Origin of the sequence: Paenibacillus sp. S28 (assembly GCF_016624415.1) — a bacterium.
GTDB lineage: Bacteria > Bacillota > Bacilli > Paenibacillales > Paenibacillaceae > Paenibacillus_AQ > Paenibacillus_AQ favisporus.
The window spans coordinates 158,334-180,897 of the sequence record NZ_JACVTM010000005.1; the positions used below are offsets into that span (position 1 = coordinate 158,334).

General features: G+C 55.4%; 20 protein-coding genes and 1 riboswitch. Of the genes, 6 read left to right on the plus strand and 14 right to left on the minus strand.

Features of this window, described 5'->3' with window-relative positions; genetic code table 11:
- The first annotated feature begins 215 nt into the window (after positions 1-215).
- Positions 216-1,256: an NAD(P)-dependent alcohol dehydrogenase gene (locus IAE55_RS14340; protein WP_200633097.1), complete on the plus strand. Its 1,041-nt coding sequence runs from the start codon at positions 216-218 to the stop codon at positions 1,254-1,256.
- A 127-nt stretch (positions 1,257-1,383) separates the two neighbouring features.
- On the opposite strand, the gene IAE55_RS14345 is transcribed toward IAE55_RS14340, so the two are convergent.
- A complete protein-coding gene (locus IAE55_RS14345; RefSeq protein WP_234489554.1) occupies positions 1,384-2,022 on the minus strand; it encodes a histidine phosphatase family protein in 639 nt (212 codons plus the stop codon).
- A 271-nt stretch (positions 2,023-2,293) separates the two neighbouring features.
- Between IAE55_RS14345 and nfsA the strand changes: the two genes are divergently transcribed.
- Positions 2,294-3,037, plus strand: a complete 744-nt coding sequence (nfsA, locus tag IAE55_RS14350) for an oxygen-insensitive NADPH nitroreductase (RefSeq protein ID WP_200633098.1) — start codon at positions 2,294-2,296, stop codon at positions 3,035-3,037.
- A gap of 259 nt (positions 3,038-3,296) precedes the next feature.
- Complete coding sequence (locus tag IAE55_RS14355; protein ID WP_200633099.1) at positions 3,297-4,112, plus strand: hypothetical protein; 816 nt, start codon at positions 3,297-3,299, stop codon at positions 4,110-4,112.
- Positions 4,113-4,175: 63 nt separating this feature from the next.
- Here IAE55_RS14355 and IAE55_RS14360 read toward each other — a convergent pair whose 3' ends face one another.
- The 9 genes from IAE55_RS14360 to IAE55_RS14400 all read right to left on the minus strand — a co-directional run bounded on the left by IAE55_RS14360 (position 4,176) and on the right by IAE55_RS14400 (position 12,131).
- Positions 4,176-5,030 carry a TatD family hydrolase gene (locus IAE55_RS14360; RefSeq protein WP_200633217.1) on the minus strand — a complete coding sequence of 285 codons (855 nt, stop codon included), beginning with the start codon at positions 5,028-5,030 and terminating at the stop codon, positions 4,176-4,178.
- Positions 5,031-5,071: 41 nt separating this feature from the next.
- Entirely contained in the window at positions 5,072-5,887 is an 816-nt protein-coding gene (locus IAE55_RS14365; RefSeq protein WP_325168641.1) for an ABC transporter ATP-binding protein, read from the minus strand.
- 27 nt (positions 5,888-5,914) lie between these two features.
- On the minus strand, positions 5,915-6,673 hold the full coding sequence (locus tag IAE55_RS14370; RefSeq protein ID WP_200633100.1) for an ABC transporter permease: 759 nt from the start codon (positions 6,671-6,673) through the stop codon (positions 5,915-5,917).
- Positions 6,670-6,963 (minus strand): thiamine-binding protein, encoded by a 294-nt coding sequence (locus tag IAE55_RS14375; RefSeq protein ID WP_076172706.1) that lies wholly within the window; start codon positions 6,961-6,963, stop codon positions 6,670-6,672. The genes IAE55_RS14370 and IAE55_RS14375 overlap by 4 nt, the downstream gene beginning before the upstream one ends.
- 53 nt (positions 6,964-7,016) lie before the next feature.
- On the minus strand, positions 7,017-8,069 hold the full coding sequence (locus IAE55_RS14380; protein ID WP_200633101.1) for an ABC transporter substrate-binding protein: 1,053 nt from the start codon (positions 8,067-8,069) through the stop codon (positions 7,017-7,019).
- Between the two features lie 218 nt (positions 8,070-8,287).
- A riboswitch (TPP riboswitch) is annotated at positions 8,288-8,400 on the minus strand.
- A 74-nt stretch (positions 8,401-8,474) separates the two neighbouring features.
- A complete protein-coding gene (locus tag IAE55_RS14385; protein ID WP_116232908.1) occupies positions 8,475-8,861 on the minus strand; it encodes a VOC family protein in 387 nt (128 codons plus the stop codon).
- Between the two features lie 536 nt (positions 8,862-9,397).
- Complete coding sequence (locus IAE55_RS14390) at positions 9,398-9,997, minus strand: CGNR zinc finger domain-containing protein (protein ID WP_200633102.1); 600 nt, start codon at positions 9,995-9,997, stop codon at positions 9,398-9,400.
- A gap of 13 nt (positions 9,998-10,010) precedes the next feature.
- Positions 10,011-10,751: an MBL fold metallo-hydrolase gene (locus IAE55_RS14395; protein ID WP_200633103.1), complete on the minus strand. Its 741-nt coding sequence runs from the start codon at positions 10,749-10,751 to the stop codon at positions 10,011-10,013.
- A gap of 150 nt (positions 10,752-10,901) precedes the next feature.
- Positions 10,902-12,131 carry an MFS transporter gene (locus IAE55_RS14400; RefSeq protein WP_234489556.1) on the minus strand — a complete coding sequence of 410 codons (1,230 nt, stop codon included), beginning with the start codon at positions 12,129-12,131 and terminating at the stop codon, positions 10,902-10,904.
- Between the two features lie 213 nt (positions 12,132-12,344).
- Between IAE55_RS14400 and IAE55_RS14405 the strand changes: the two genes are divergently transcribed.
- Positions 12,345-12,764, plus strand: a complete 420-nt coding sequence (locus tag IAE55_RS14405) for a pyridoxamine 5'-phosphate oxidase family protein (protein WP_076172713.1) — start codon at positions 12,345-12,347, stop codon at positions 12,762-12,764.
- Between the two features lie 241 nt (positions 12,765-13,005).
- A complete protein-coding gene (locus IAE55_RS14410) occupies positions 13,006-15,270 on the plus strand; it encodes a bifunctional 2',3'-cyclic-nucleotide 2'-phosphodiesterase/3'-nucleotidase (protein ID WP_200633104.1) in 2,265 nt (754 codons plus the stop codon).
- A gap of 193 nt (positions 15,271-15,463) precedes the next feature.
- Here the strand turns inward: IAE55_RS14410 and IAE55_RS14415 are convergent, their stop codons facing one another.
- Entirely contained in the window at positions 15,464-16,690 is a 1,227-nt protein-coding gene (locus IAE55_RS14415; protein WP_200633105.1) for an alpha/beta hydrolase family protein, read from the minus strand.
- Positions 16,691-16,818: 128 nt separating this feature from the next.
- Here IAE55_RS14415 and IAE55_RS14420 point away from each other — a divergent pair, with 128 nt between their 5' ends.
- Positions 16,819-17,370, plus strand: coding sequence for a PadR family transcriptional regulator (locus IAE55_RS14420; RefSeq protein ID WP_200633106.1), 552 nt, complete (start codon positions 16,819-16,821; stop codon positions 17,368-17,370).
- 254 nt (positions 17,371-17,624) lie between these two features.
- Here the strand turns inward: IAE55_RS14420 and IAE55_RS14425 are convergent, their stop codons facing one another.
- The 3 genes from IAE55_RS14425 to IAE55_RS14435 form a co-directional block, all read right to left on the minus strand.
- Positions 17,625-19,016, minus strand: coding sequence for an MFS transporter (locus tag IAE55_RS14425; protein ID WP_200633107.1), 1,392 nt, complete (start codon positions 19,014-19,016; stop codon positions 17,625-17,627).
- 261 nt (positions 19,017-19,277) lie between these two features.
- Positions 19,278-19,868: a TetR/AcrR family transcriptional regulator gene (locus IAE55_RS14430; protein ID WP_200633108.1), complete on the minus strand. Its 591-nt coding sequence runs from the start codon at positions 19,866-19,868 to the stop codon at positions 19,278-19,280.
- 254 nt (positions 19,869-20,122) lie between these two features.
- Positions 20,123-22,456 (minus strand): glycoside hydrolase family 65 protein, encoded by a 2,334-nt coding sequence (locus IAE55_RS14435; RefSeq protein ID WP_200633109.1) that lies wholly within the window; start codon positions 22,454-22,456, stop codon positions 20,123-20,125.
- Between the last annotated feature and the right edge of the window lie 108 nt (positions 22,457-22,564).

Sequence of the window (22,564 nt, forward strand, 5' to 3'; positions counted from 1 at the left end):
TTGTTGGAGAAAACGGAACACAATATGAAAAACAGAGGATGCCTGAGCAAAATCTGCGTAAAGAACTCAGGAATAGGAAGTGTTTATGCCAAAGGATCGTGGTCCTTTAAGTGATGGAAAAATACCCTTGACTTAAAGTGAACTTTAAGATTTATGCTAAACATGCAATCCAATAAGGCAACCCAATTCCATGAGTAAAGGAGTAGTGAGAAAACATGTGTAAAACACGCGTGCTCAGCGCCCCAGGCGCAAAAAAGCCTTTTGAAAAAACAACGATTGAGCGGAGAGAGCTGCGGCCGGACGACGTTTTAATCGATATTCATTACAGCGGTATTTGCCATTCGGATATACATAGTGCCTACGATGAGTGGGGCGGGGGGATATTCCCTATGGTTCCCGGTCATGAAATTGCCGGCATCGTAGCGGCCGTAGGTTCGGAAGTAACCCAATTTGCGGTGGGTGACCGCGTTGGCGTGGGCTGCTTTGTAGACTCGTGCGGAGCGTGTGAATACTGCCTCATGGGGGAAGAACAGTATTGCACGAAGGGCGTCGTTCAGACCTATAATTCGCTGGACTATGACGGCAACCCGACCTATGGCGGGTACAGCCAAAGGATCGTCGTTACGGAAAGATTCGTAGTCCGGATCCCGGAAGGTCTGGAGTTGAGCGAGGCAAGCCCGCTGCTCTGCGCCGGCATCACCACGTATTCCCCATTGAAGCATTGGAACGCTGGTCCCGGCAAAAAAGTAGCCATTTTGGGGATGGGCGGACTCGGCCACCTGGCGATCCAATATGCGCATGCCCTGGGTGCGGAAGTCACGGTTTTGAGCCGCTCCATGGGTAAAAAAGACGAAGCCCGGAGCTTCGGCGCAGACTATTACTTTTCCACGAGTGATCCGGATACGTTCAAAACGCTGGCCGGCCGTTTCGATCTCATCCTGAACACCGTATCCGCGAATCTTGAAGTAGATGCGTATCTATCACTCCTTCGCGTCGACGGTACGCTTGTGAATGTCGGTGCACCGGGCACGCCGGATCAGTACAACGTGTTCTCCTTAATTATGGGCCGCCGCAGCATTGCTGGATCGCTCGTAGGCGGCATTCGGGAAACGCAGGAGATGCTTGAATTCTCAGCGGAGCACGGCATTGCTCCTAAAATTGAGGTGATCCGCGCCGACCAGGTCGACGAGGCTTATGAACGCGTCCTTCGCAGCGACGTGCGGTACCGGTTCGTCATTGATATGGCTACACTGTAATGAAGCCAAGTTTCAATGTGGAACTCGCTCAACAGATAACGGATCGCCATGCGCTTCATGGACGGATCCATCCGAGCCCTGGCAGGGACTTTGCCACAATCCCCCTGCCGGGGCTTTGTGCTGCCGGTTACTTCTGAAGATGCTGGATGGAGGCGAACCCGGCCAGAACGAATCCGCCGTGCCCGCCGGACAGGACGGTCGTGATCGAGCACTCCGGCACCAGCTCGCTCTGCCTGGAGACAAAGGAGGGGTGCCAGTGGTTCAGCTCGCTCTCGGGAAAGGCATTGAGCAGAAAATCCGTGATCAGTCCGCCGTGGGTGACCAAGGCGAGATGTTGGCCCGGATGCTGTAAAGCCTGCTCCGACAGCAGCGATGACAGCCGGTCGCCGGCCTGCCGCGCGGAGTCGCCGACGGGTGGGACGTAATCCCGGTCGTTCGTGCATCGTTCCCACATGCGCACAAACGCTTCGAAGGTTTGACCGGGAAGGTCGCCCCAGTTGGCGCGCTCCCTCAGGCGCACATCGGTGTGCACGGGAAGGCCGGACGCTTCAGCGATATATCCGGCCGTGTCCGCCGCCCGCCGGAGCGGGCTGGATACAATCGCGGCCAGGGGCAGCCGGCCTAAATGCCGGGCGGTCTGACGGGCTTCCAGTACTCCCTCGGGGGAAAGCGGGACATCGCCTATGGCGCGGACCTTGGTGCCGTGCCGGACGAGATAAAAGGTGGTGCTGGTGGCAATCGGATTCATGAGGGACCTCCTTGGCATAGACCGTTAGTGTTGCGGTTCAAATCGTTAACGTGATTAACAAACAATAAATGATTTAGCATAAGTGAAATTAGATATTTATCTAAATACACTCTAATGGATTTCTATGAAAAATAGAACAGGGGAAGCCACCGCGCATCAATTTTTTGAAAGGACGAGGATTGGTTTATAATAAAAGGGTCCGGTGTCTGCCTGTTGCACATGATTGCAGGCGGGATTCAACCATGAGACGTCTTGTGAACAACCACTCGCGTTAGGAGATGTATGACTGATGAACGAGGTTATATCCTTAATAAAAAACCACCGCTCCATCCGCAAGTTCAAGAATGAACCGGTCACGGAGGAGCAGCTGAACGAGATCATTTCTGCGGCACAGTGCGCTTCCACTTCCAGCAATGTTCAGGCCTACAGTGTTATCGCGGCCACGGACCCGGCCCTGAAGAAGCAGCTGGCCGAATTAGCCGGCAATCAGGCCTATATCGAGGAATGCCCGGTGTTTCTGATCTGGTGCGCGGATTTGCACCGTTTGGATCAGGTCACCGCCGGGCACATGGCCGGCCGGGAGTCGTATGTGGATTCGACGGAGAATTTTATCGTGGCCACGGTCGATGCGGCCTTAGCGGCACAGACGGCGGCAGTCGCCGCGGAATCGCTCGGGCTTGGCATCGTCTATATCGGCGGCATCCGTAACCGGATCGCCGAATTGTCCGAGCTGCTGAACCTGCCGGAGCTTGTCTACCCGGTATTCGGCATGTGCTTGGGTGTACCGGATCAGGAGCCGGGCATTCGTCCGCGTCTGCCGGTGGAGGCGGTTCTGCACCGCAACGGTTACCAGGAGGAGCGGATTCAGGAGCCGGTGCAGGCATATGACCAAACGATGCAGCGCTACCTGGCCGAGCGGACCGGCGGCAAGCGGGATACGCCATGGTCACAGATTATGGCCGATCGTTTGGCCGAGCCAATCCGGCTGCACATGCGGGAGTTTTTGAGCGGTAAAGGCTTTATGAAAAAATAAACCGGCAGCCGCCGTAACTCGATTATGATACAAAAAGAGGCTTGCGTTTAAATAGCGCAGGTCTTTTTTTTATTGTGTCTGTTGTGCCAATTTTCCTTTTCCTGGGTAAATAACTTAGGAATGGTGACAAAACCTTCATCCAAAAGTAACGGAGCCACTCTTTTATAGACAAGCAGGGGTCTCTATAATGCTTATAATCGCTTATCCCAGATTGAAAGATTATAGAAATGATCATTATATGGAAAAGGAGCAGCCATACATGCGGACAAGATTCAAAATGGTACTGCCGGGATGCTGTATGCTTCTGGCCTTGGCGGGTTGCACGGAACCGGGCGGCTTGAATGACGGCCTTGGAAGGACTCCCGCTCCCATCAGCGCCGGTGAGGAGGCAGGTAAGCCTGACAATGCGGAGAACGGTCATTCATCAGGTGGGGCGGCCGGAACAGCGGAGCAGGGGACGCAGGGGAGTAACGCCTCTTTTGCCGATCAGATGAAGGCCCTGACCAACACGGGGACGGTGAAAAGCTTGAGCTATTCCCGGCTCACCCAAAAATACGTATACATCAAATCGACGGACGGCAGCAGCTTCGAGGTCTATCTCGGAGACTATCAGGCGAAAACGGAAAAGCTCGTCATCAAGCATACATACAGCGCCAAGGAGTCAAGCGTATCCCTAAGCCCTACCGGGCCATACTTTATCGTCACCCGCGTAACGAGCCGCAATCCCGAACGCTATAAGTCGGAGCTTTACTATACCGGAGATTTGAAGCCCTACGCTGTGCTGAACACCTTCGGCGAGCCCAGATGGGACGAGGATGGCAGGCTGATTCGGTCTACGGAGTATTTCGATAAGCATCCGAATACGTACCGAAGCCAGATCAGTGTGAATTCCTTGAAAGCCGTGCCGGATCCGGACGAGGTGTTCGCTGAGACCGTCACAGTGGTGAAGGGTCCCGAAACGTCCCGGAAGACCGGCGTTATCTTCAACGTGACCAAGGTGGACAAGAACATGATCTATTATCAGGAACTGAATCTGGATACCAAGCGGATTGAAAACAAGCAGAAGCTGTATTAAGGGCATATCCTGGGTTTGTAAAAAGAAAAAGGCCTGCCCATAGCGGGCAGACCCTTTTTTGATTTAGCGCGGAAGGCCGTAAAAACGGCAGGCATTGGCATGCAGCAGCGCCCTGGCTTCCGGCAGGGGGACGCCACAAATGCTGCTCCATACCGAAGCCACCTCTGCGGTCATGTTGGGATGGGTCATCTGACCGGCGAACGGCCCTTCGAACGGCCAAGGCCCGTCGGTCTCGGTCATCACCTGGGAGGCGGGATACCGGCGTGCGAGCTCCTGGATTTCCGCCTCGTAGGCGATATCCGGCGTAAACGAGACGTAATATCCGTTATCCGCCATGCGCCGCACGGTGTCCGCCGATCCTTTGAACCAGTGGAAATGGGCGCGGGAGACGCCGTGCTTTTCCAGCAGATCGCAGGCGATATCCGCATCCTCGTACACGGCATGCAGCACGATCGGCTTGTTATGGTCCCGGGCAAAACGTACGAAGCGCTCAAGCAGCGCCTCGTACGGCCCGTTATCCCAAGGAAGTCCGGCTTCGGCAGCCCCCAGCCGCGAGTAGTACGGCAGGCCGACTTCGCCGACGGCGACCATGTCGTCCGCATGCTCCGCCATCCAGCCGAAGAGCGCGTCGATCTCGCGGTCAGCAGGGAGCGGCTGCTCGGGATGGAAGCCGAAGGCGGGATAGACCTGCCCGGGCCAAGCCTGGGCAAGCCTCAGATTGGCTTGGCTCGATGCCAAATCCATGGACACGCCGATGACGGCTGCGACGCCGGCATCTTTCAGACTCCCAAGCAGCGTCTGCGTCTCGTGCTCCTTATAAGTATCGAGATGAATATGGGCATCGATCAAGGGCGCGAGCGGCGGCAGGTTCGCCTCCGCCGGCGATGCGGATACCGCTGCTGCCCGGTCGAGGACCATCTCTTGGCCGTTTGCGGGGTTTACTTCGCTGTTATTGCCGCTCATTGGCGTGAACCTCCTTGCTGTGCAGCCTGCATTTTTCGCTGCTCCTCGCGCATCCATTCGCTCAGCTGACGCTTCAGCTGCAGAAACTCGGGAGCCTCCGTCACTTCCTCGCGCCGCGGGCGCGGAAACGGCACATCGATGGCGTGCAGCACCGCGGCCGGCCGGCTCGAGAAGACGTAAATCCGGCTCGATAGCAGCAGCGCCTCCTCGATGTTGTGCGTAATGAAGAGAACCGAGCGGCGGTTCTCTTCCCAAATGTCCAGCAGCCAGCGCTGCATGTCGCTGCGGGTCAGCGCATCGAGCGCGCTGAACGGCTCATCCAGGCACATCAGCTCCTGCGGGCTGAGCAGCGCGCGGAGAAAAGCCGCCCTCTGCTGCATGCCGCCCGACAGCGTATGCGGATGCGCCTTCTCAAAGCCGGCCAGGCCGACTTTGGCGAGCCAGCGCCGCGCGTCCTCACGGGCCTCCCGGCTGACGGTGCCGTGCACCTCCTGGGCCAGCAGCACATTGTCCTCGATCGTCCGCCAAGGAAACAGGGCGGGCTGCTGCGGCATGTAGCTGATATGCCCCTGCTGCCCGGTCACCTCGGCGCCGTTCATCCGGACGGTGCCGGCATCCGGACGGGTCAGCCCGCCGATCACGTGCAGCAGCGTGCTCTTGCCGCTTCCCGACGGTCCGATGATGGACACGAATTGGCCTTGGCCCACGGTCAGCGAGATGTCGCTGAGTACCGGCAGCGTCCGGCGCTTCTCTTTGAAGCTTTTGCTGACGGAGACGATCTCCAGTGCAGGCGTGGTTTCTTGATTTATCACGGCAATTCTCCTTTCCGGCCAGGCCCGCTAGCCCTGCTTCGGCTTCCAGCGGACGAACCATTTTTCGAGCAGCGCAATCAGCCCGAACATCAGCAGGCTCAGCACGACGATGATCATGATCGCCACGAACATGCGGTCGGTGCGGTAGCCCGATTTTTGCAGCATCATATAATAGCCGATGCCCTTGTCAGCCCCCAGCCACTCGGCGATAATCGCTCCCATGACGCTGTAGGTGGCGGCGATTTTAATGCCGGAGAAGATGGAAGGGAGTGCGTGGGGCAGCTCCAGCTTGGCGAAGATTTGGCCCTTGCCCGCCCCGATCATGCGCATGTAGTTCATCATGATGGGATCGGTCTGTTTCAAGCCGCCAAGGGCGGCGACCGCCACCGGGAAAAAGCAGACGAGCGTAATGACGATCAGCTTGGGCAGGAGGCCGAAGCCGAACCAGATCATCAGCAGGGGGGCGAGGGCGATGGTCGGGATATTTTGGCTTAGAATGAGCAGCGGATACAGCGCCTGTTTTAAAAACGGAATCAAATGCAGAATCAGTGCGATGACCAGCCCGATGGCGGTTCCGATGGCGAAGCCGAATACGGTCAGCTTCAGCGTGGCCCATACATGCTCCCACAAGCCGCCGGAAGCGGCCGCGGCTTCCCGGGCGATGTCGCTCGGCGCAGGCAAAATCCATTGTTCAATATGGAACAGGGAGGTCAGCAGCTGCCATACGAGCAAAAAGAAGATGACCGCCACGAGGGGCGGCCATACGTTTTTCCACCAGCTTCTCATGGACGGTACTTCTCCGTCAGCTTGTCCATGCTGATTCCGCCGGGATTATGGGCGATTTTGACCTGGGAGATGATACTCGGGCTGCCTGCGGCCACCAGAGCTTCGTGCATTTTGCGCACGACGTCCAGCAGCTCCTCCAGCTCGCCCTCCATCGTCGTTTCCAGCGGGTGCACCTCATGCTTCACGCCGGACTGCTGAATGACCTCAATGGCGCGGTCGACGTAAGCATAAGAATCTTCGTTGCCCGGCGTCTTCGGGATCACCTGGATGCTTAACAGCGTATTGGCCATGCGAATCAACTTCCTCTCTTCATTGGTTACGGATGTTTTGGGTTGTAGGCGGCTTATTGTTCCGGCAAAAAGTCGTTCGTATACGCACTCTTCACGTCCAGCGGCTTATCCAGCAGCTTGTGCTCGTACATCCAGTCGGAATAGCCTTTCCAGATCTGTTCTTTCTGCTCGCCCCAGCGGGCTGCGTCGTCCTGGTATTTAGGACTTAACCACTTCTGGCTTTCGATCACCAGTTCCTTGTCGAGATCCGGCACGTCCTTCAGCAGCAGGTTGGCGGCGTCTTCCGGCTTGTCGATCGCGTATTGGTAGCCTTTGGCGGTCGCGCGCATAAACGCCTTAACCAGCTCAGGGTCTTCCTTGATCTGCTTCTCGTTCGTCACAAGCACCGGCGTATAGTAGTCCAGCTTCTCGGAATAATCTTTAACATACAGCATGTCCAGCGGCTCGCCGCGCAGCTTCGCTTCAATTCCGGTCCAGCCGTAGAAGATCCAGGCGAAATCGATGTCCCGTTTCACGGCGGTAAAATAATCGGCGTCGCCGATGTTGACGATTTTCACCTTCTTCACGTCAGCCTTGTCGATCCCCATGATGGAGCCCATAACGGCTTCTTCAACAGGAGAGCCCCAGCCGCCGTAGGTTTTACCTTCAAAATCTTTCGGCGTCTTGATCCCCCGGTCGACTGGTGCGGCAAAGCCCGACGTGTTGTGCTGGATGACCGCCGCAATCGAGACGAGCGGCACGCCCTGCGTGCGGGCCTGGGTCACGCTCTCCTGATAGCTTACGCCGAAAGGCACTTTGCCGGAAGCGACCATGGCGTCGGCGCCGGTGGAGCCCGGCTGCACGATCTCGACGTTCAAGCCTTCTTCTTTATAATAGCCCAAGTCTTTGGCAGCATAGAGCCCAGTGTGGTTCGTGTTGGGCGTCCAGTCGAGGACGACTTTGACGTCCTTCAGCGGCTTCGCTGCGGTGTTGTCCTGGCCTGCCGTGCTATCGGAAGCGGATGTGCCTTCTCCGCTGCCCGTATTGTTCTGGCTGCCGCCGCATCCGGCAAGCGCCAGTATGAGCATGCAGACCAGCAGCAGCAGGCCGATGGATTTGTTCTTCATGGCTTTCTCTCTCCTTCGATATCCGGCCGTTCTTTATTCTCTCTGTGGAAGCATCGGCCGGTGATCCCCTATCCTTGTTAGATTTAGAATCGTGAGCCGATCTGAGTGGCTGAATCATAGAAGCATTCGCAAGGCGTAATCCCGTTTTTCACTAGTATGAATGAAAAAAACGCCCCGTAAACGGGACGCTTCACATGCGCAAGATCAGCACGGCTTGTATGCCGTGACAAACGGTTTCCTACGCTGGCATTACCCAGATCAGGTTAAAAGGGTCAGTATCTTGAAGGGATACAATCTCAGCCGGCCGATTCCAGCACCCCGGATTCTATAAGGTTTTTGGGTTGTTTTCCTCCCATATTATAGTCCATCCCCATGGGGGTGTCCAGACATCCGCCCGATTCCAGATTATCTCTGGAAAAATTCGATCCATTCTTTTTCCGGACCATAGATAAAGAAATATTGGTATCCGTTCGGCAGGGTCACGATTTCCTGATCGATCAGCTCCACGCCGTCCAGTGCCTGGATCCGCTCAAATTCCTTCTGAATGTCGTCGACATGGATCGCAAAATGGTGCACCGTGCCTTCGGCCGGCAGGTCGTAGCTGTAGCCTTGAATGAGCTCGATTTCCGTCTCGTTACTGTCCCCGAAGCCGAGAAACGCCAGCTGGAACACGCCATTGGTGTGCGTCAGGCGGCCTTTCAGCTCCAGGCCCACGATCTCGGTATAAAATCGGATGGTTGACTCCAAATCCCGTACGACGATGCCGACATGATCCAAACGTTTATTAGCCATATGTATAAGCTCCTTTTCATAGTACTTATAAGTAATGGGATTGCCCTAAATTAAGGCCATTATAGCATTTAAATCCGAGTTGTAAGGCAACTTTATGCAAACATCATTGTTTATAAATTATAGGCTGTTTGGTGGCATCGTTAGGTATTGAAATAGTCAGGAACGGGGGAAGAGGGCCCTGAAAAAAATAATTGCGGCATGGCTTTTCATGTGTATGTTGACAGCATGTACCGGGCCATCATCCAGTGGAGGGGACATAACGATACTCGATAAGCAGCTCATTGGCTCGACATATTGGATTGTCGCCGAGAAAACCCATAGTAAAGAAGAAGGAGCATTTAAAATTAAAGTCGATAATGAAAATACTTGGAACTTGTTAGAGGTCGGAAGAACGTACTTATCGACATACTCCTACAAGTCGTTGGACAAAGGAGCTAAACTGCTGAGTGTCCGCCATATCAATGAAGGGCAGTCAGCAACGAAATAGAACCACTAAAAAAAGCCCGGGATGTCTATCAGACGATCCCAGGCTTTTTTTAGTTCTCGCGCTGCTTCTTCTTCGCATAAAATTCGGCCGCCTTATGGCGGTTGCCGCAAGTTTCCATGCTGCACCAGCGCCGCTTGCCGCTCTTGGAGGTGTCCACAAAGTGCAGGATGCAGTCGTCATGCTCGCAGATCCGGATGCGGTCCGAAGATACGTTTGCCAGCGTCTCGAACAGGGAGCGGACGATGGGGTACAGCACGCCTTGGACGGCGGTTTGTCCGTAGGTGATGAGATGGGGGAGGCCTTGGTCATCCCGCTCAGCCCGGAGCGCCACGTCTAATCGCGACGCTTCGGCCTCCATGGCGGCGAATGCCTCATCCGACAAGGTACCTCCATGGTCCAGGTCTTCTAGAACGAGCCGGCACACGCCGCGCAGACGGAGCAGTTCGGGCAGCAGGTCTTCCCGCGGCACAGCTGAAGCTGCCCCTGCGGTATTGTCCAAGCCGTGCAATTCATTATCGTGGAGCCATTCGTCTAAATAACCTGGCTCCTCCAGCATATCCGTGACCCGGTGCTCCCGCATGCGCACCGTATTGGCGAGATTGATCCACAGGGCGCCCCCCAACACGTTGCGGGAAGGGGATTTATCCATGATGCGTCATCCTTTATAGAGTAATCGTTTCCTTTGTGTTCAGGAATGCTATGTCCATTGTATCACCAACTGCAGCCCGCAGGCGATGTTGCCAATCGGGAGTCTGCAGGTATACAGGCGGATGGTGGATGGTCGTATGGTGGATCGGCACCAGCCGTTTGGCCCCGAGAACGCGTGCGGCCGCGGCCGCTTGTTCCGGAAGCAGCGTAATCGGCATGCCGCTGGGCGGCTGACGATCAGGGCGTTCCAGAACGGCACCGTTCACCGGCAGGCATACCGCATCGAATGCGCCGTGAGCCGCGGCAATTTTCCACCAGTAGCCGTGCCACAGCGTATCTCCGCAGTGGAGCAGGCGGTGCTCGCCGTCGCTCAGCGCCCAGGCGATCTGCACGTCTCCGACCCCGTCGACGGAGTACGTGGCGGCTGCGCCCAGCGCACCGATTTGGAAGGCATCGCCGACGGAAGCACCGATTACGCGGTTGAGACCGCTATTTTCGGCAAGGAGGACGCCCTCCTGCGGGAGGTACACGGGAATGTCTGCCCAGTAGGCATCGATGATGGCCTGGGGATCAAAGTGATCGGTATGCTCATGGGTGATCAGCACCGCATCTGCCGGGCCGTATTCGTTAAGCGGGAAGAGCGGTTCGTGAGACTGGCCGTATCTTTCCGGAAAATGATAAAGCGGGTCTATGACCACCGATGTGGCTCCTGCCGTCACCCGAATGCCTGCCCAGGGAAGCTTTTGAAGTTCCATGTCATCCATCTCCTTTGTATAACCTTTAAAATGTATATTACAAGTTATAATTGGAGTATAACCGTATTTTTATAACCTGTAAATATATTTTTGAAGGTTATATAAAAACAAAAAAAGCGGACCGGCTGGCCCGCAATTAATTTGAATAGCTTATTTTCCTGCACCTGACGGCCCCTGCAGTCCACTCTGGTGAACCAGCTTCCGCCGCTGCAGCTGGAAGGCCGCAAAGCTGAGCACGACCATGCCGGCGGTGAACACCGCGAGCATCCAAGCCGACTGGTTTACTTCCAGATGGTCCAGGCTCCAGCCCATGATAAGCGGCAGGATGGCTCCGCCGACGCCGCCGGAGGCGATCAAAATGCTGGGTGTCGATTCTTCGCTGCCCTGCAGCAGCTTGCTCGCAAATACGAGCGCAATCGAAAAGATCCCCGACATGAACAGCCCGAGCAGCAGGATGATCGCGAAAGCCGACCATACCTGGCCCATCAGCGGGAACACGATCAGCAGCACCAAGGTGATGAGGCAGCTGAACAGCACGTAGACCCGGTAATGGATCTTTTCGGCGACGACACCGGCAAAGATCCGACCGACGGACATGGCGATCCAGAAGCAGGTAACGCTGAGCGCAGCGGCGGCTTCCTTCATGCCCATTTTCTCAATCAGGATGGCGGGCATAAAGTTGGCCAGGCTCATCTCGGTGCCGACGTACAGAAAGAAGAATACGATAAAGAGGACGAGAATGCCGAAGGCTCCGCCTTGATAAGGGAAGCGTTTGGCCGAAGATTGCTCTTGACCCGATACGGAAGCGGCAGGCCCTTTGGCGCTCAGCACGGCATCGATTTCACCGAAGGAGGCCTTCGACCAGAACAACAGCGTGACGAGTGCGATCAGCGAAATGACGAGGAACGAGAACCTCCACCATCCTTCCGTAATGAAGCCGCTTGCGATCAGCGGCATGACCATGGCCCCGACCCCGAAAAAGACCTCCAGGCGGCTCATCGCCACAGCGGTTTTATCGGTAATCGCCGCAATAATAATGGTCCCGATCACCGCTTCGATCATGCCGAAACCAAAGCCTGCGCACACGGCAATGGCGTACAGCCATTCCCAAGGCGGCAGCAGGGTATAGACCAGCTCGGCGGCCGTAAGCAGGCCGATGGCGATCAGAAGCCCGCCCCTTTTACCAAAACGGCGGTTCAGCCACGGGGATACGAGCACACCGGCCAGAAAACCGGCGAACTGGGTGAAGATCAGCGTCCCGCCTTCGCTGTATTCGCGGTCATAATGCTCCAGCAGGACGGGAAGGACCGATCCCAGCACGACATGCGCCAGGCCGATCAGAAAATAGGATAGACATCCTATCCAAATGAGTCGTTTCATGAGGAACTCCTTTACAAGTATTAAATTCTTGGTGCGGACAAGCCGGATGACGGCCGGTATCTCCATCATAACAAGGTATTCAGGGCACGTCATGCCTATTCTTGGATAAAAGCTGACGTGTTCCAAGGTTCATCCTATACCGGACAGGGTACACTATGGGTACGGGCTGTGCCCATGGACAACACGAAGCAGAAAGGAGCGGAACATCTAGAGATGGAAGCGAAAATCATTCTGGAACAAAATCTGGCCAAAATACTGGATCACAACCAGTTTTGCTCATTTGCCACGGTGGAAGGTAACCGGCCGAAGCAGCGGTATATGGCTTTATATAATCAGGGCCTCAGTATCCATCTGGTCACCGACCGCAAGACGCATAAAGTCGAGGAACTGGAGGAAAACCCTCACGTCTCCCTGCTGCTGGGCTATGAAATCGGGGGATCGCGGGAGGTTGTGGAGATTGAAGGAACCTGCAAAGTAACGGCTGAGGACTCCTTGCGTAAGCAGATCTGGAAGGAAGAATTCAAGAAGCGGTTTACTGGTCCCGATGATCCGGATTACGTCTTGCTTGAAATCACGCCCGTCCGTGTAGAATATACGGGGAAAGATGGAGAAAAGCACGAATGGATCGAGTAAATTTACTGTGTCCATAAGCAATTGGAACCATTTTCATAGATCCGTGATACGCCCTGATGCTCGAGACCTTGTTCTCGGGCATTATTTTTTGGGAATTGGGTGTATTTGTCTTTATTTCATAGGTTACATCGATATAAACTACTCTTGTAGACAGAACTTAATTTAACAATGGTTAGTTAAATAAAGGGGTTAAATTTGTTCTGCCCACCGTACTCGATGTACATCTATTAGGAGGGGTAACATGTCGAAGTCCCGTAAAAAAGTCCTCAAAGGCATCACCGCCGCAGCCGTTGCGATCAACGTGCTCGCCGTTCCAATGGTGCCGGTATTTGCGGACAGCAGCAGCAACGGATCCAAGGTGAAGCTGCGGATCATGGAAACATCCGATTTGCACGTGAACATGGTCAACTATGACTACTATGCGGACAAGCCCACTGACGAATATGGGTTTGCCAAGACGGCCAGCCTGATCAAGGCAGCCAGAAACGAAGCGAAGAACAGCCTGCTGTTCGATAACGGGGACTTGATCCAAGGGAATCCGCTTGGCGACTACGTGGCCAAAGTGAAACCGCTTAAAGAGGGCGAAGTGCACCCGGTTTACAAAGCGATGGACCTGATGGATTACGATGCCAGCGGCGTCGGCAACCATGAATTCAACTATGGCCTGGATTTCCTGAAACTGTCGGAAGAGGGAGCTAACTTCCCGATTGTCAACGCCAACGTCTACAAGGACGACGGGGACAAGGATGACAGCAACGACGTGAACTATTTTACCCCTTATACGATTTTGGACAAAAAGGTAACGGACGAGAACGGCAAGGAGCAGACGATCAAGGTCGGTGTGATCGCATTCGTTCCTCCGCAAATTTCCCAATGGGATAAAGCCAACCTGGAAGGCAAAGTCATCGTGAAGGACATGGTCGAGACCGCCAAAAAGTTCATTCCGCAGATGAAGAAGGAAGGAGCCGACGTCATCGTCGCCATTCCTCATTCCGGCTTTGAGGATATTCCGGAGACACCTTTGATGGAGAATACGGTTCTGTATCTGAGCAAGGTGGAAGGTATTGACGCCATCCTGTTCGGACATGCCCATAAAACGTTCCCGAGCGCAGAATTTAAGGGGAAAACCGGCGTCGACCTGGAGAAAGGCACGATTAACGGCGTTCCTTCGGTCGAACCTGGATTCTGGGGCGATCACCTCGGCATCATCGACCTGAACCTGGAGAACGTAGACGGCAAGTGGAAAGTAGTTGACTCAAAAACCGAAGCGCGCCCGATCTACGATACGGCAAACAAAAAGGCGCTCGTTGATGCCGATCAAGAAATCGTGAACGCAGTAAAAACAGAACATGATGCAACAATCGATTATGTACGCGGACCGGTAGGCAAAACCAGTGCGCCGATCAACAGCTATTTTGCACTTGTACAGGACGATCCGTCCATTCAAATCGTCACCAACGCCCAGAAATGGTACGTCGAGAAAAACCTGAAGGGGACCGAATACGAAAACCTTCCGGTGCTGTCGGCAGGTGCTCCTTTCAAGGCAGGCGGACGTAACGGCGCTTCGTATTATACGAACATTCCGGCCGGAACGATCGCGATCAAGAACGTCTCCGACCTCTATGTGTACCCGAATACCGTGCATGCCGTTGTCGTTACGGGAGCCGAGGTGAAGGAATGGCTGGAGTGGTCCGCAGGCCAGTTTAACCAGATCGATCCTTCCAAGACGACCGAGCAGCCGCTCGTAAACATGGACTTCCCGACATACAATTACGATGTCATCGACGGCGTAACGTATCAAATCGATGTGACCCAACCGAACAAATACGATGCAAAGGGCACGGTAGTGAATCCTTCGGCAAACCGTATCAAGAATTTGCAGTTCGACGGCAAGCCGATCGATCTGAAGCAGAAGTTTGTCGTGGCGACCAACAACTACCGCGCTTCGTCCTCGAAGCTCGCCAACCCGGACGGCAAGCGGATCATCATGGCCGCTCCGGACGAAAACCGTCAGGTCATCATCGACTACATCCGCGACAACGGAACCATCAACCCGTCCGCTGACGGCAACTGGACTTTTGCGCCGGTGGATGCCAAGCTGAACGTGACCTTTACCTCTTCCCCGGATGCGAAGGACCTTGCGGCCAGCAGCAAAAACATGAAATACATCGGCGCGGCCGAGGACGGATTCGCCAAGTACGGACTCGATTTGTCGGTCAGCACGGCAGGTACGGCACCAGTGACGCCACCGGCTACCACACCGGAGAAGCCTTCGAAGCCGTCCGAGCCATCGACTCCGGCGCAGCCTTCGAAACCGTCCACGCCGTCCAAACCTGCTCCGGCACCGGAAACGAAGCCTTCCGGCAAAGTATACGTCATCAAGAAGGGTGACAACCTGTACCGCATCGGCATCAAGTTCGGTGTGGACTGGAAGACCATCGCCCATGTCAACGGCATTACGAACGTGCATGGATTGAAGGTCGGACAGCAAATTATGATTCCGTAAGTTTCAATTTATAGGCACGATTCGTGATTTACAGCGAAAGGACGAAAAAGCAGTGAAAGTTCTGCTTTTTCGTCCTTTTTTGTGTTCTACAAGAAATTTACGAGCGTCCGGGGAACCCTGCAAGGTACTCGGAATCGGCATGGAGGTCTGCGGCGAGCCTCAGTGAGGATATTTTGCGCAGACGGGGCTTTTATCACTGCGAAACCGGCGGCAGCGAGGCGGGGACTTCAGGCCGTACATTGAGGACGCCGTCCAGCCACTCCAGCATGCGGTGGTTGAAGTACAGCAGCGCCCCGAATTGGCAGTGCTCCTCGGCGCCTTCTTCTGCTGTGAAGAGCATGAAGGTTTTGAGGCAGTTCAGCGCCTGGAACAGCTGCTGCGGCTGTCCGGCGAAGAAATGGTCCGCCTCGGCTTCGCAGACGAGGGTCGGGCACTGGATGAGCCCGGCGGCGCCTTCCAGGGAGAATGGCTCCGTTGCAGCGACAAGCTCCTGGATAGAGGAGACACGGAACGTAAACTTTCCGTTCTCTACTGCCCAGCGAATGTTGATGCTCTTCTCCATCAAGCTGTGCATGAACGCCTCGAGGAAGGACGGATCGTTCCATTCTTCGTCGCTCCCTTGATGGAAACGGCGGCCCATTTCGCCAAAACGGAAGCTGAACATGCCGTCGTTTGCGACGAGTGCGGCCAGCCGGTGCTCATAAGCGGCCGCGCGGGGGGCCAAATATCCGCCAAAACTGATACCGACCAGGGCGAGACGCTCCGGATCTGCCTCGGGGCGGGTCAGCAGGTAATCGACCACCGGCGTGACCACGTTCTCCCAATCCGGGCGGAACGGAAGCTGATGCTCCCGGATCACCGCGCCTTGCCCCGGCCCTTCGAAGGTGAGGCAGTGGTAACCGCGTTCCAGTGCTGAAGCTGCCACCTCCCAATACAGCTCCTCACCGGTCGAGTCATAGCCCCCATGGACGATCAGCGTCGGCCGGGGTTTATCATCAACCCGGTAGAAGTAGCCCGGTAAATGGGTGCCTTCATAAGGAATGCTCACGCTCTCCATCTTCACCTCGGACAGTTCCATTGCCTTGAGAAAGGTAGAACGGCTTTTGCCCCAGGTGTCCAGAATCCGCGGATCCGCCGGGGAGCCGTGCAGGAAAAACTCCGCTGTCCGGTAGTAGTTTGAGGCCCGCATATAGAATTCCCGGGCGCTGATCCGGTTGCCCCGCCCCAGGCTTTCATCGGCCAGACTGTGCATGCGGGAGGCGGTCCGGTGCCATTCGGCGTACCAGCTCTCCAAATTTCCTTCCTCGATCCGGTAAGCCGTGGCGAGGCACTCCCCGATATCGGCTCCCCCGTAAGGCGCATAGCTCATTGTCCGCAGCAGTTCAAACGAAAACGTTTGGTCATGGAATACTAGTTTCATACACATTAGCTCCTTTGTTTTGGATTGTCTCCAATCCGTTAATAGGTTAATATTAACCTATAACAAGATGAACTAATGCGTCAAGTATAACTTATGTTAAAAATAACTTATTAATTTGGAGGCCGATCATGAATTCTATACATGCCGTACTGTTAAGTTTGCTGGCCCGCGAGCCGCTAAGCGGCTATGACATCAAGCAGCAAATCAAGGGACGCACCGATTTTTTCTTTAAAATCAACAACAATCAGCTGTACCCGGCACTGGCCAAGCTCGAAGCTGAGGGGGTCATCCGGTTACAGGCGCTGGAGCGCGAAACGTATCGCCCGGCGAAGAAAATTTATGAGATTACGGATGCCGGCCTGGAACGGTTGAAGAACTGGGTGCTGGAACCGGGGGAGCCGGGGGACTGGAACGAATTTCTGCTGAAGCAGTACAGCTCCTGGCTGGTGAAGCCGGAAGAGCTGATCCCGGTGCTTACGCTGAAGAAGCGGGAGCATGAGGAGCAGCTGGATATGTACCGAAATAAGGTGGAGTCCCTGCGGGAACAGAGCGGCCTGCTGACGAGCGACCACCCGATTTTCTCATCAGTTGCCGTGATCGAGATGGGGATGGCCTTTGAACAAACCAATATCGAATGGTGCGAGAAGATGATTGGGTGGCTGAAAGAAAACCGTCTGTAAGGGAACTGGAACAAGGGAACCTAGCGAACTTGGAAAACCTGGCGAAACAAGTGGAACAAGCCGTACGCTGATCGTGAAAGTGATCGGCATACGGCTTTTAGAGAGGATTCCAAGTCTCCGCTGTTGTTTTGATGCTAGGCGGTCTGCGGTAAAACCGCGAAGGATCAGCTGGCTCAAAAACCTTAGCTGTTGACCGCCACCCCCCTGGCTTGGGACACGAGGACAGGGGCTGCGGAGGACAGCAGCGGGACGGATTATGAGCCGACACCGGCGCGGTTGTTCGGCTGCGGTGCCGCGCTGCGTCCAAAGCGAAGCAGGTAGACGGCGGCGACGATAAACATCATGACGGCCAGCACCAGGAAAATGCTGCTGTACAAATAGCTGCCCGGATACGTGTTCAGCGGGTTCCAATGGGCAGAGGAGCCGGTGTCGAGAATGCTGCTGTACACGGACGTGGCAACCGCTGCGCCGATGAAGTTCAGCATGCTGAGCAGTCCCATCCCGACGCCGATCTCTTCCTTGGCCAGCGTGCGGGAGACGGTGTTCGAGAGCGCGACCTGCATGAAGGTCTGGCCGACATTGCTGAAAATAAGCACGATGGCGATGATCCAGGCATTGATGCCGACAAAGGCGGAGAGGAGAAAGAAACCGATCATTTGAAGAAGGGCTGCGATGCAGACGACGAAGAGATTGCCCTTCAGGTCGGCGAACTTTCCTCCCGCGAAGCCGAGCAGCGCGGAAGCCGCGGCACCCGGAATCATAATCAATCCGATAATGCTGGCGTCCAGATGATTGGACTGGGACAGCAGCTGCGGGATCAGGAACGGGATCGAGAACGCAATGCAGGAAATGACAAAGGCAATGCCGATGCCAAAAGTATAGTTTAGATTCCGGAACAGCCGGGGCTGCACGAACGGATCGGCTGCTTTGCGGATACGGATGACGAACAGAATAAGCAGCAGCGCTCCGGCGGCTGCCGCAACCCAGCCTCCACCGGTCAAGGCGAACAGGATCAGACCGGTCGCGGCGGCGAGCAGTCCGCCGCCCAGAACGTCCATGCGCCCACTGCTTTCCTTGGCATCGTCAAGGTATTTCCGGTAAAAGGGCAGGGTGAGCAGGACGAGGACCGAGAAGCAGAAGAGCCAGCGCCACCCGGCGTAGCCCATAATGAGCCCGGAGACCACGGGGGCGAGCGTATTGCCGACGGCGAGGCCGATCGCCGACTTGCCGAGGGCGCGGCCCCGGGTCTCCGGCGGGAAATAGCGGACGGGGATGATCATGGCCGCCGCCGGGATCACCGACGATCCGGCCGCCTGAAATACCCGGCCGATGACGATCATCCAGTAGGCGCCGGCGGCGAGCCCGAAGACGGAGCCGAGCACGAACACGATCAGCCCGATGGTGATCAGTTTTTTCAGGGCGTATTTGTCCGCCAACTTTCCATAGGTCACCGATCCGACCGCATAGACGAGCATGTAGGCGGAGGACACCCAGCTGACCTGGGCGGCGCTCAGGTGAAATTCCGCCCGGATGCCGGGCAGCGCGATATTGAACATGGAAACGTTCATGACCGAAATAACCAGCGTGAACATGAGAATCTGGATCAGTTTGTTGCCTTGATTGACGGACTCGGCCGTAGATTTCATCGTTTTTCCCTTCTTTCGGATATGTGATTAACTGAGGAGCCATTCGGCGGCGGACAAAATGTCTGTCAGCACTTACTGACATATAGTACGGAAAAGCGCTGCAATATGCGCTTTTTTTAAGCTCAAAGCCTTTTTTGACTGCAAAAGGGCACTGATTTCCAAGGTATACGCCCGATTTGAAGAAATAGATGCACTTATTGGCGGTCGAGCAGCGGGTTCAACGCCACGCCGGGATAAATAGATGCACTCTTGCGATCAAAGCTAAGGCGTTAACGCCCTAGTGAACAGCCGGACGCTTTCCTCAATAAAGGCGTCCATCTCGATATCCGTAAACGTTTGGACCGCATGGGTCGTATTGAGGAAGGCCCCGAGGTTCATCCACATAAAAGCGACAGCCGTCAGCGACGGGTCCTTCGTGACCAGCTTCCCTTGATCGGACATGTACTTGAAGTAATTCGTCAGAACCTCCCGAAACTGCCGGGGGTGGCTTTCGGAATAATCCCGGAAGCCGGGCAAATGATCGCCGACCTGGATGCTGATAATAACCAGCTTTCGGTTGCGGTCCATAACTTTATGATAGGTCCGGCTGATCATAAGCAAGTCCTCGTGCAGATTTCCCGTGAGCTTTTCCTTAAATAGCTTTTGCATCTCGGCTGCGTATAAATAGCGGTCATACGCCTTCTCCAGCAGGTTCTGTTTGCTGCCGAAATGACGGAAGAGCGTCTTCTCGCTCAGCCCGGCTTCAGCGGCGATTTCACGTGTGGACACCCCGTCATAGCCTTTGGCGGAGATGAGATCGATTGCCGCCTGCATCAGCTTATCCTGGGTGCATAACTGGTTGTTTTCGTTCATGTAACTCTGCCTACTTTCCATAATATGACTGTCAGTACTTACTGTCATCATAATCTTCGGGTTTGCTCTTGTCAAGGGCAAACGCCCGCTCTTTACATAGGAAAAAGCAGCCCGGCTTTCATAAAGCCAGGCCGCTTTTAGGCAGTGGAGTTGATGTTAGTCCAAGACAGTATTCTCAATTTAGATTACATCTGCACTGTTCAATGTCAGTTACGCTGTACTGCTTAATGACACCTACGCTGCGCTGCCCAATTTCAGCCTACAATCGCGCTGCTGCTCGGACTGCCGATGCCTGCTTGGACCTGACCCAGCCCGTCGAGCTGATAGCCGCGCCCGTAGACGCTGATGCTGACCGGAGTTTCGGTCTCATTGGTCACGGTCACATCCTGCTCGCCGACCGTCACTTGGAGACGCGCGCCGCGGAACATCACTTTGAAGGAGAAGGCACTCCAATGTCCCGGATTGAACGGATTCAGGTGCAGCACTCCATCCTTGACGCGCAGCCCGCCGAACCCGTGCACGACGGACATCCAGGTGCCGGCCATGCTGGTGATGTGGCAGCCGTCCTCGGTGTCGTTGTTGTAATTGTCCAGATCTAGGCGCGATGTGCGCAGGTACATTTCGTACGCCTTCTCCCGGTAGCCCAGCTCACAGGCGATGATCGAGTGAACACAAGGGGAGAGGGAGGACTCGTGCACGGTCAGCGGTTCGTAAAAGTCGAAGTTCCGCTTTTTCGTATCGAGGTCATATCGGTCCCCCAGGAAAAACAGCCCCTGCAGCACGTCGGCCTGCTTGATGTACGCCGAGCGCAGGATCCGGTCCCAGGACCAGTTCTGGTTCAACGGCAGGTTCGACGGGGCCAGGTCCTTGACCGGCGTCAGATCCTTGTCGAGGAAGCCGTCCTGCTGAAGGAAAATGCCGCGCTCCGCATCGACCGGGTAATACATTTTCGCAAGGATGTCGCCCCATTTGGCCGTTTCTTCGGGCGCCAGCGCCAGCTTGGCCACCAGCTCCTCGTAGTGTGCCGGGTCGCTTGCCTGAAGGTCGGACAGCACCTGCAGCGTATACTCCATCGTCCAGCAGGCGATCCGGTTGGTATACCAGTTGTTGTTGACGTTGTTTTCGTATTCGTTCGGCCCGGTCACGCCCAGAATCATGTACTGGTCCTTGGCTGGGACGTAGTTTACCCGTTCTTCCCAGAAGCGGGAAATTTCAACGAGCACCTCCACGCCGTATTGGGCGAGGTAGCTGTTATCGCCGGTGTAGTTGACGTAGTTGTAAATGGCATAGGCGATCGCTCCGTTACGGTGGATTTCCTCAAACGTAATCTCCCACTCGTTATGGCACTCTTCGCCGTTCATCGTCACCATCGGGTAGAGTGCGCCTTTGGCAAAGCCGAGTTTACGGGCGTTCTCGCACGCCTTCTCAAGGTGCTTATAGCGGTAGATCAGCAGGTTGCGGGCGATTGTGGCATCCGCCGTGCTGAGATAGAAGGGCAGGCAGTAGGCTTCGGTGTCCCAGTACGTGCTGCCGCCGTATTTTTCCCCGGTAAAGCCTTTGGGCCCGATGTTCAACCGGTCGTCCTCGCCGGTGTACGTCTGGTTCAGCTGAAAAATGTTAAACCGGATCGCCTGCTGCGCCGCCACGTCCCCTTCGATCACGATGTCGCTCTCGCGCCATTTGGCCGCCCAAGCCTGCACCTGCTCCTCATAGAGCTGCCCGAAACCGGCAGCAGCAGCTTCCTGAAGCGCCGATCGTCCGGCGTCCAGCAGCTGGGCGTACCCGTAGTCGCGCGAGGTCACGTTCGCTACGTATTTGTAGATGACGGTCTCCTCATGCTGCTTGGCTTCCACCTGTACGCGGTAGCCGGCGTACTTCTCCTGCTCGATCTGCTCCGGTTCCAGCGCCAGCTTGGCGCCGTTCTGATGGATCTCAAACGTCATGACCGAGGTGACGTGAAAATCGAGCTTTTTGGTCCGGACCGTTAATGCGGCGTTGTCCGCGGTCACTTCCTTGTGCACTTCGACCCAGAACTTCTCGTCATAGTTTGAATCTTTGTTCTGGACATCGCCGTCCAAGTAGGGCGTGACGGTCAGCGTTCCGCTAAAGTTCAGCGGGGTCACCACATAGCGGATCGCTCCGATCTCATGCCGGGCCAGGCTGACGAAACGGACCGCCTCGACGCGAATCTCCTTCCCGTCCGGCAGGGCGGCGGTAAAGCTGCGCGACAGCGTACCTTCCTTCATGTTCAGCACGCGTCTGAAAGCCTTGACCTGACAGGCTGCGAGATCAAGCTCGGTGCCATCAACCGAGATGCCGATGCCGATCCAGTTGGTACTGTTCAGCACCTTGGCAAAATACTCGGGATATCCATTTTTCCACCAGCCCACCCGTGTTTTGTCGGGATAGTAGACACCGGCCATGTAGCTTCCCTGCAGAGACGGACCGCTGTAAGCCTCCTCAAAGTTGGCGCGCTGGCCCATATATCCGTTGCCGATGCTGAAGACGCTCTCGGATATTTCCTGCTGCTGGGGATCGTACTGCTCCTCAATAATATTCCATGGGTCCAACGTTAGATATTGCTTCATAATGAATTGGCTCCTTCGAAAAAAAATATTAATCCCTTGTTATGCGACGTATAACCATTGTGCTGCGGAAGACAGGGGGGCCAGATTTTGATCATTGCAGGCCCCCTT

Bases quoted from the DNA above. Each gene is read 5' to 3' on its own strand.
- IAE55_RS14395 (WP_200633103.1), bottom strand. From the start codon at position 10,751: ATGGAACTTCAAAAGCTTCCCTGGGCAGGCATTCGGGTGACGGCAGGA.
- IAE55_RS14435 (WP_200633109.1), bottom strand. From the start codon at position 22,456: ATGAAGCAATATCTAACGTTGGACCCATGGAATATTATTGAGGAGCAG.
- IAE55_RS14420 (WP_200633106.1), top strand. From the start codon at position 16,819: ATGAATTCTATACATGCCGTACTGTTAAGTTTGCTGGCCCGCGAGCCG.
- IAE55_RS14355 (WP_200633099.1), top strand. From the start codon at position 3,297: ATGCGGACAAGATTCAAAATGGTACTGCCGGGATGCTGTATGCTTCTG.
- IAE55_RS14410 (WP_200633104.1), top strand. From the start codon at position 13,006: ATGTCGAAGTCCCGTAAAAAAGTCCTCAAAGGCATCACCGCCGCAGCC.
- IAE55_RS14405 (WP_076172713.1), top strand. From the start codon at position 12,345: ATGGAAGCGAAAATCATTCTGGAACAAAATCTGGCCAAAATACTGGAT.
- IAE55_RS14390 (WP_200633102.1), bottom strand. From the start codon at position 9,997: ATGGATAAATCCCCTTCCCGCAACGTGTTGGGGGGCGCCCTGTGGATC.
- IAE55_RS14360 (WP_200633217.1), bottom strand. From the start codon at position 5,030: ATGGTCCTCGACCGGGCAGCAGCGGTATCCGCATCGCCGGCGGAGGCG.
- IAE55_RS14345 (WP_234489554.1), bottom strand. From the start codon at position 2,022: ATGCCAAGGAGGTCCCTCATGAATCCGATTGCCACCAGCACCACCTTT.
- nfsA (WP_200633098.1), top strand. From the start codon at position 2,294: ATGAACGAGGTTATATCCTTAATAAAAAACCACCGCTCCATCCGCAAG.
- IAE55_RS14375 (WP_076172706.1), bottom strand. From the start codon at position 6,963: ATGGCCAATACGCTGTTAAGCATCCAGGTGATCCCGAAGACGCCGGGC.
- IAE55_RS14340 (WP_200633097.1), top strand. From the start codon at position 216: ATGTGTAAAACACGCGTGCTCAGCGCCCCAGGCGCAAAAAAGCCTTTT.
- IAE55_RS14370 (WP_200633100.1), bottom strand. From the start codon at position 6,673: ATGAGAAGCTGGTGGAAAAACGTATGGCCGCCCCTCGTGGCGGTCATC.
- IAE55_RS14425 (WP_200633107.1), bottom strand. From the start codon at position 19,016: ATGAAATCTACGGCCGAGTCCGTCAATCAAGGCAACAAACTGATCCAG.
- IAE55_RS14380 (WP_200633101.1), bottom strand. From the start codon at position 8,069: ATGAAGAACAAATCCATCGGCCTGCTGCTGCTGGTCTGCATGCTCATA.
- IAE55_RS14430 (WP_200633108.1), bottom strand. From the start codon at position 19,868: ATGAACGAAAACAACCAGTTATGCACCCAGGATAAGCTGATGCAGGCG.
- IAE55_RS14415 (WP_200633105.1), bottom strand. From the start codon at position 16,690: ATGAAACTAGTATTCCATGACCAAACGTTTTCGTTTGAACTGCTGCGG.
- IAE55_RS14400 (WP_234489556.1), bottom strand. From the start codon at position 12,131: ATGAAACGACTCATTTGGATAGGATGTCTATCCTATTTTCTGATCGGC.
- IAE55_RS14385 (WP_116232908.1), bottom strand. From the start codon at position 8,861: ATGGCTAATAAACGTTTGGATCATGTCGGCATCGTCGTACGGGATTTG.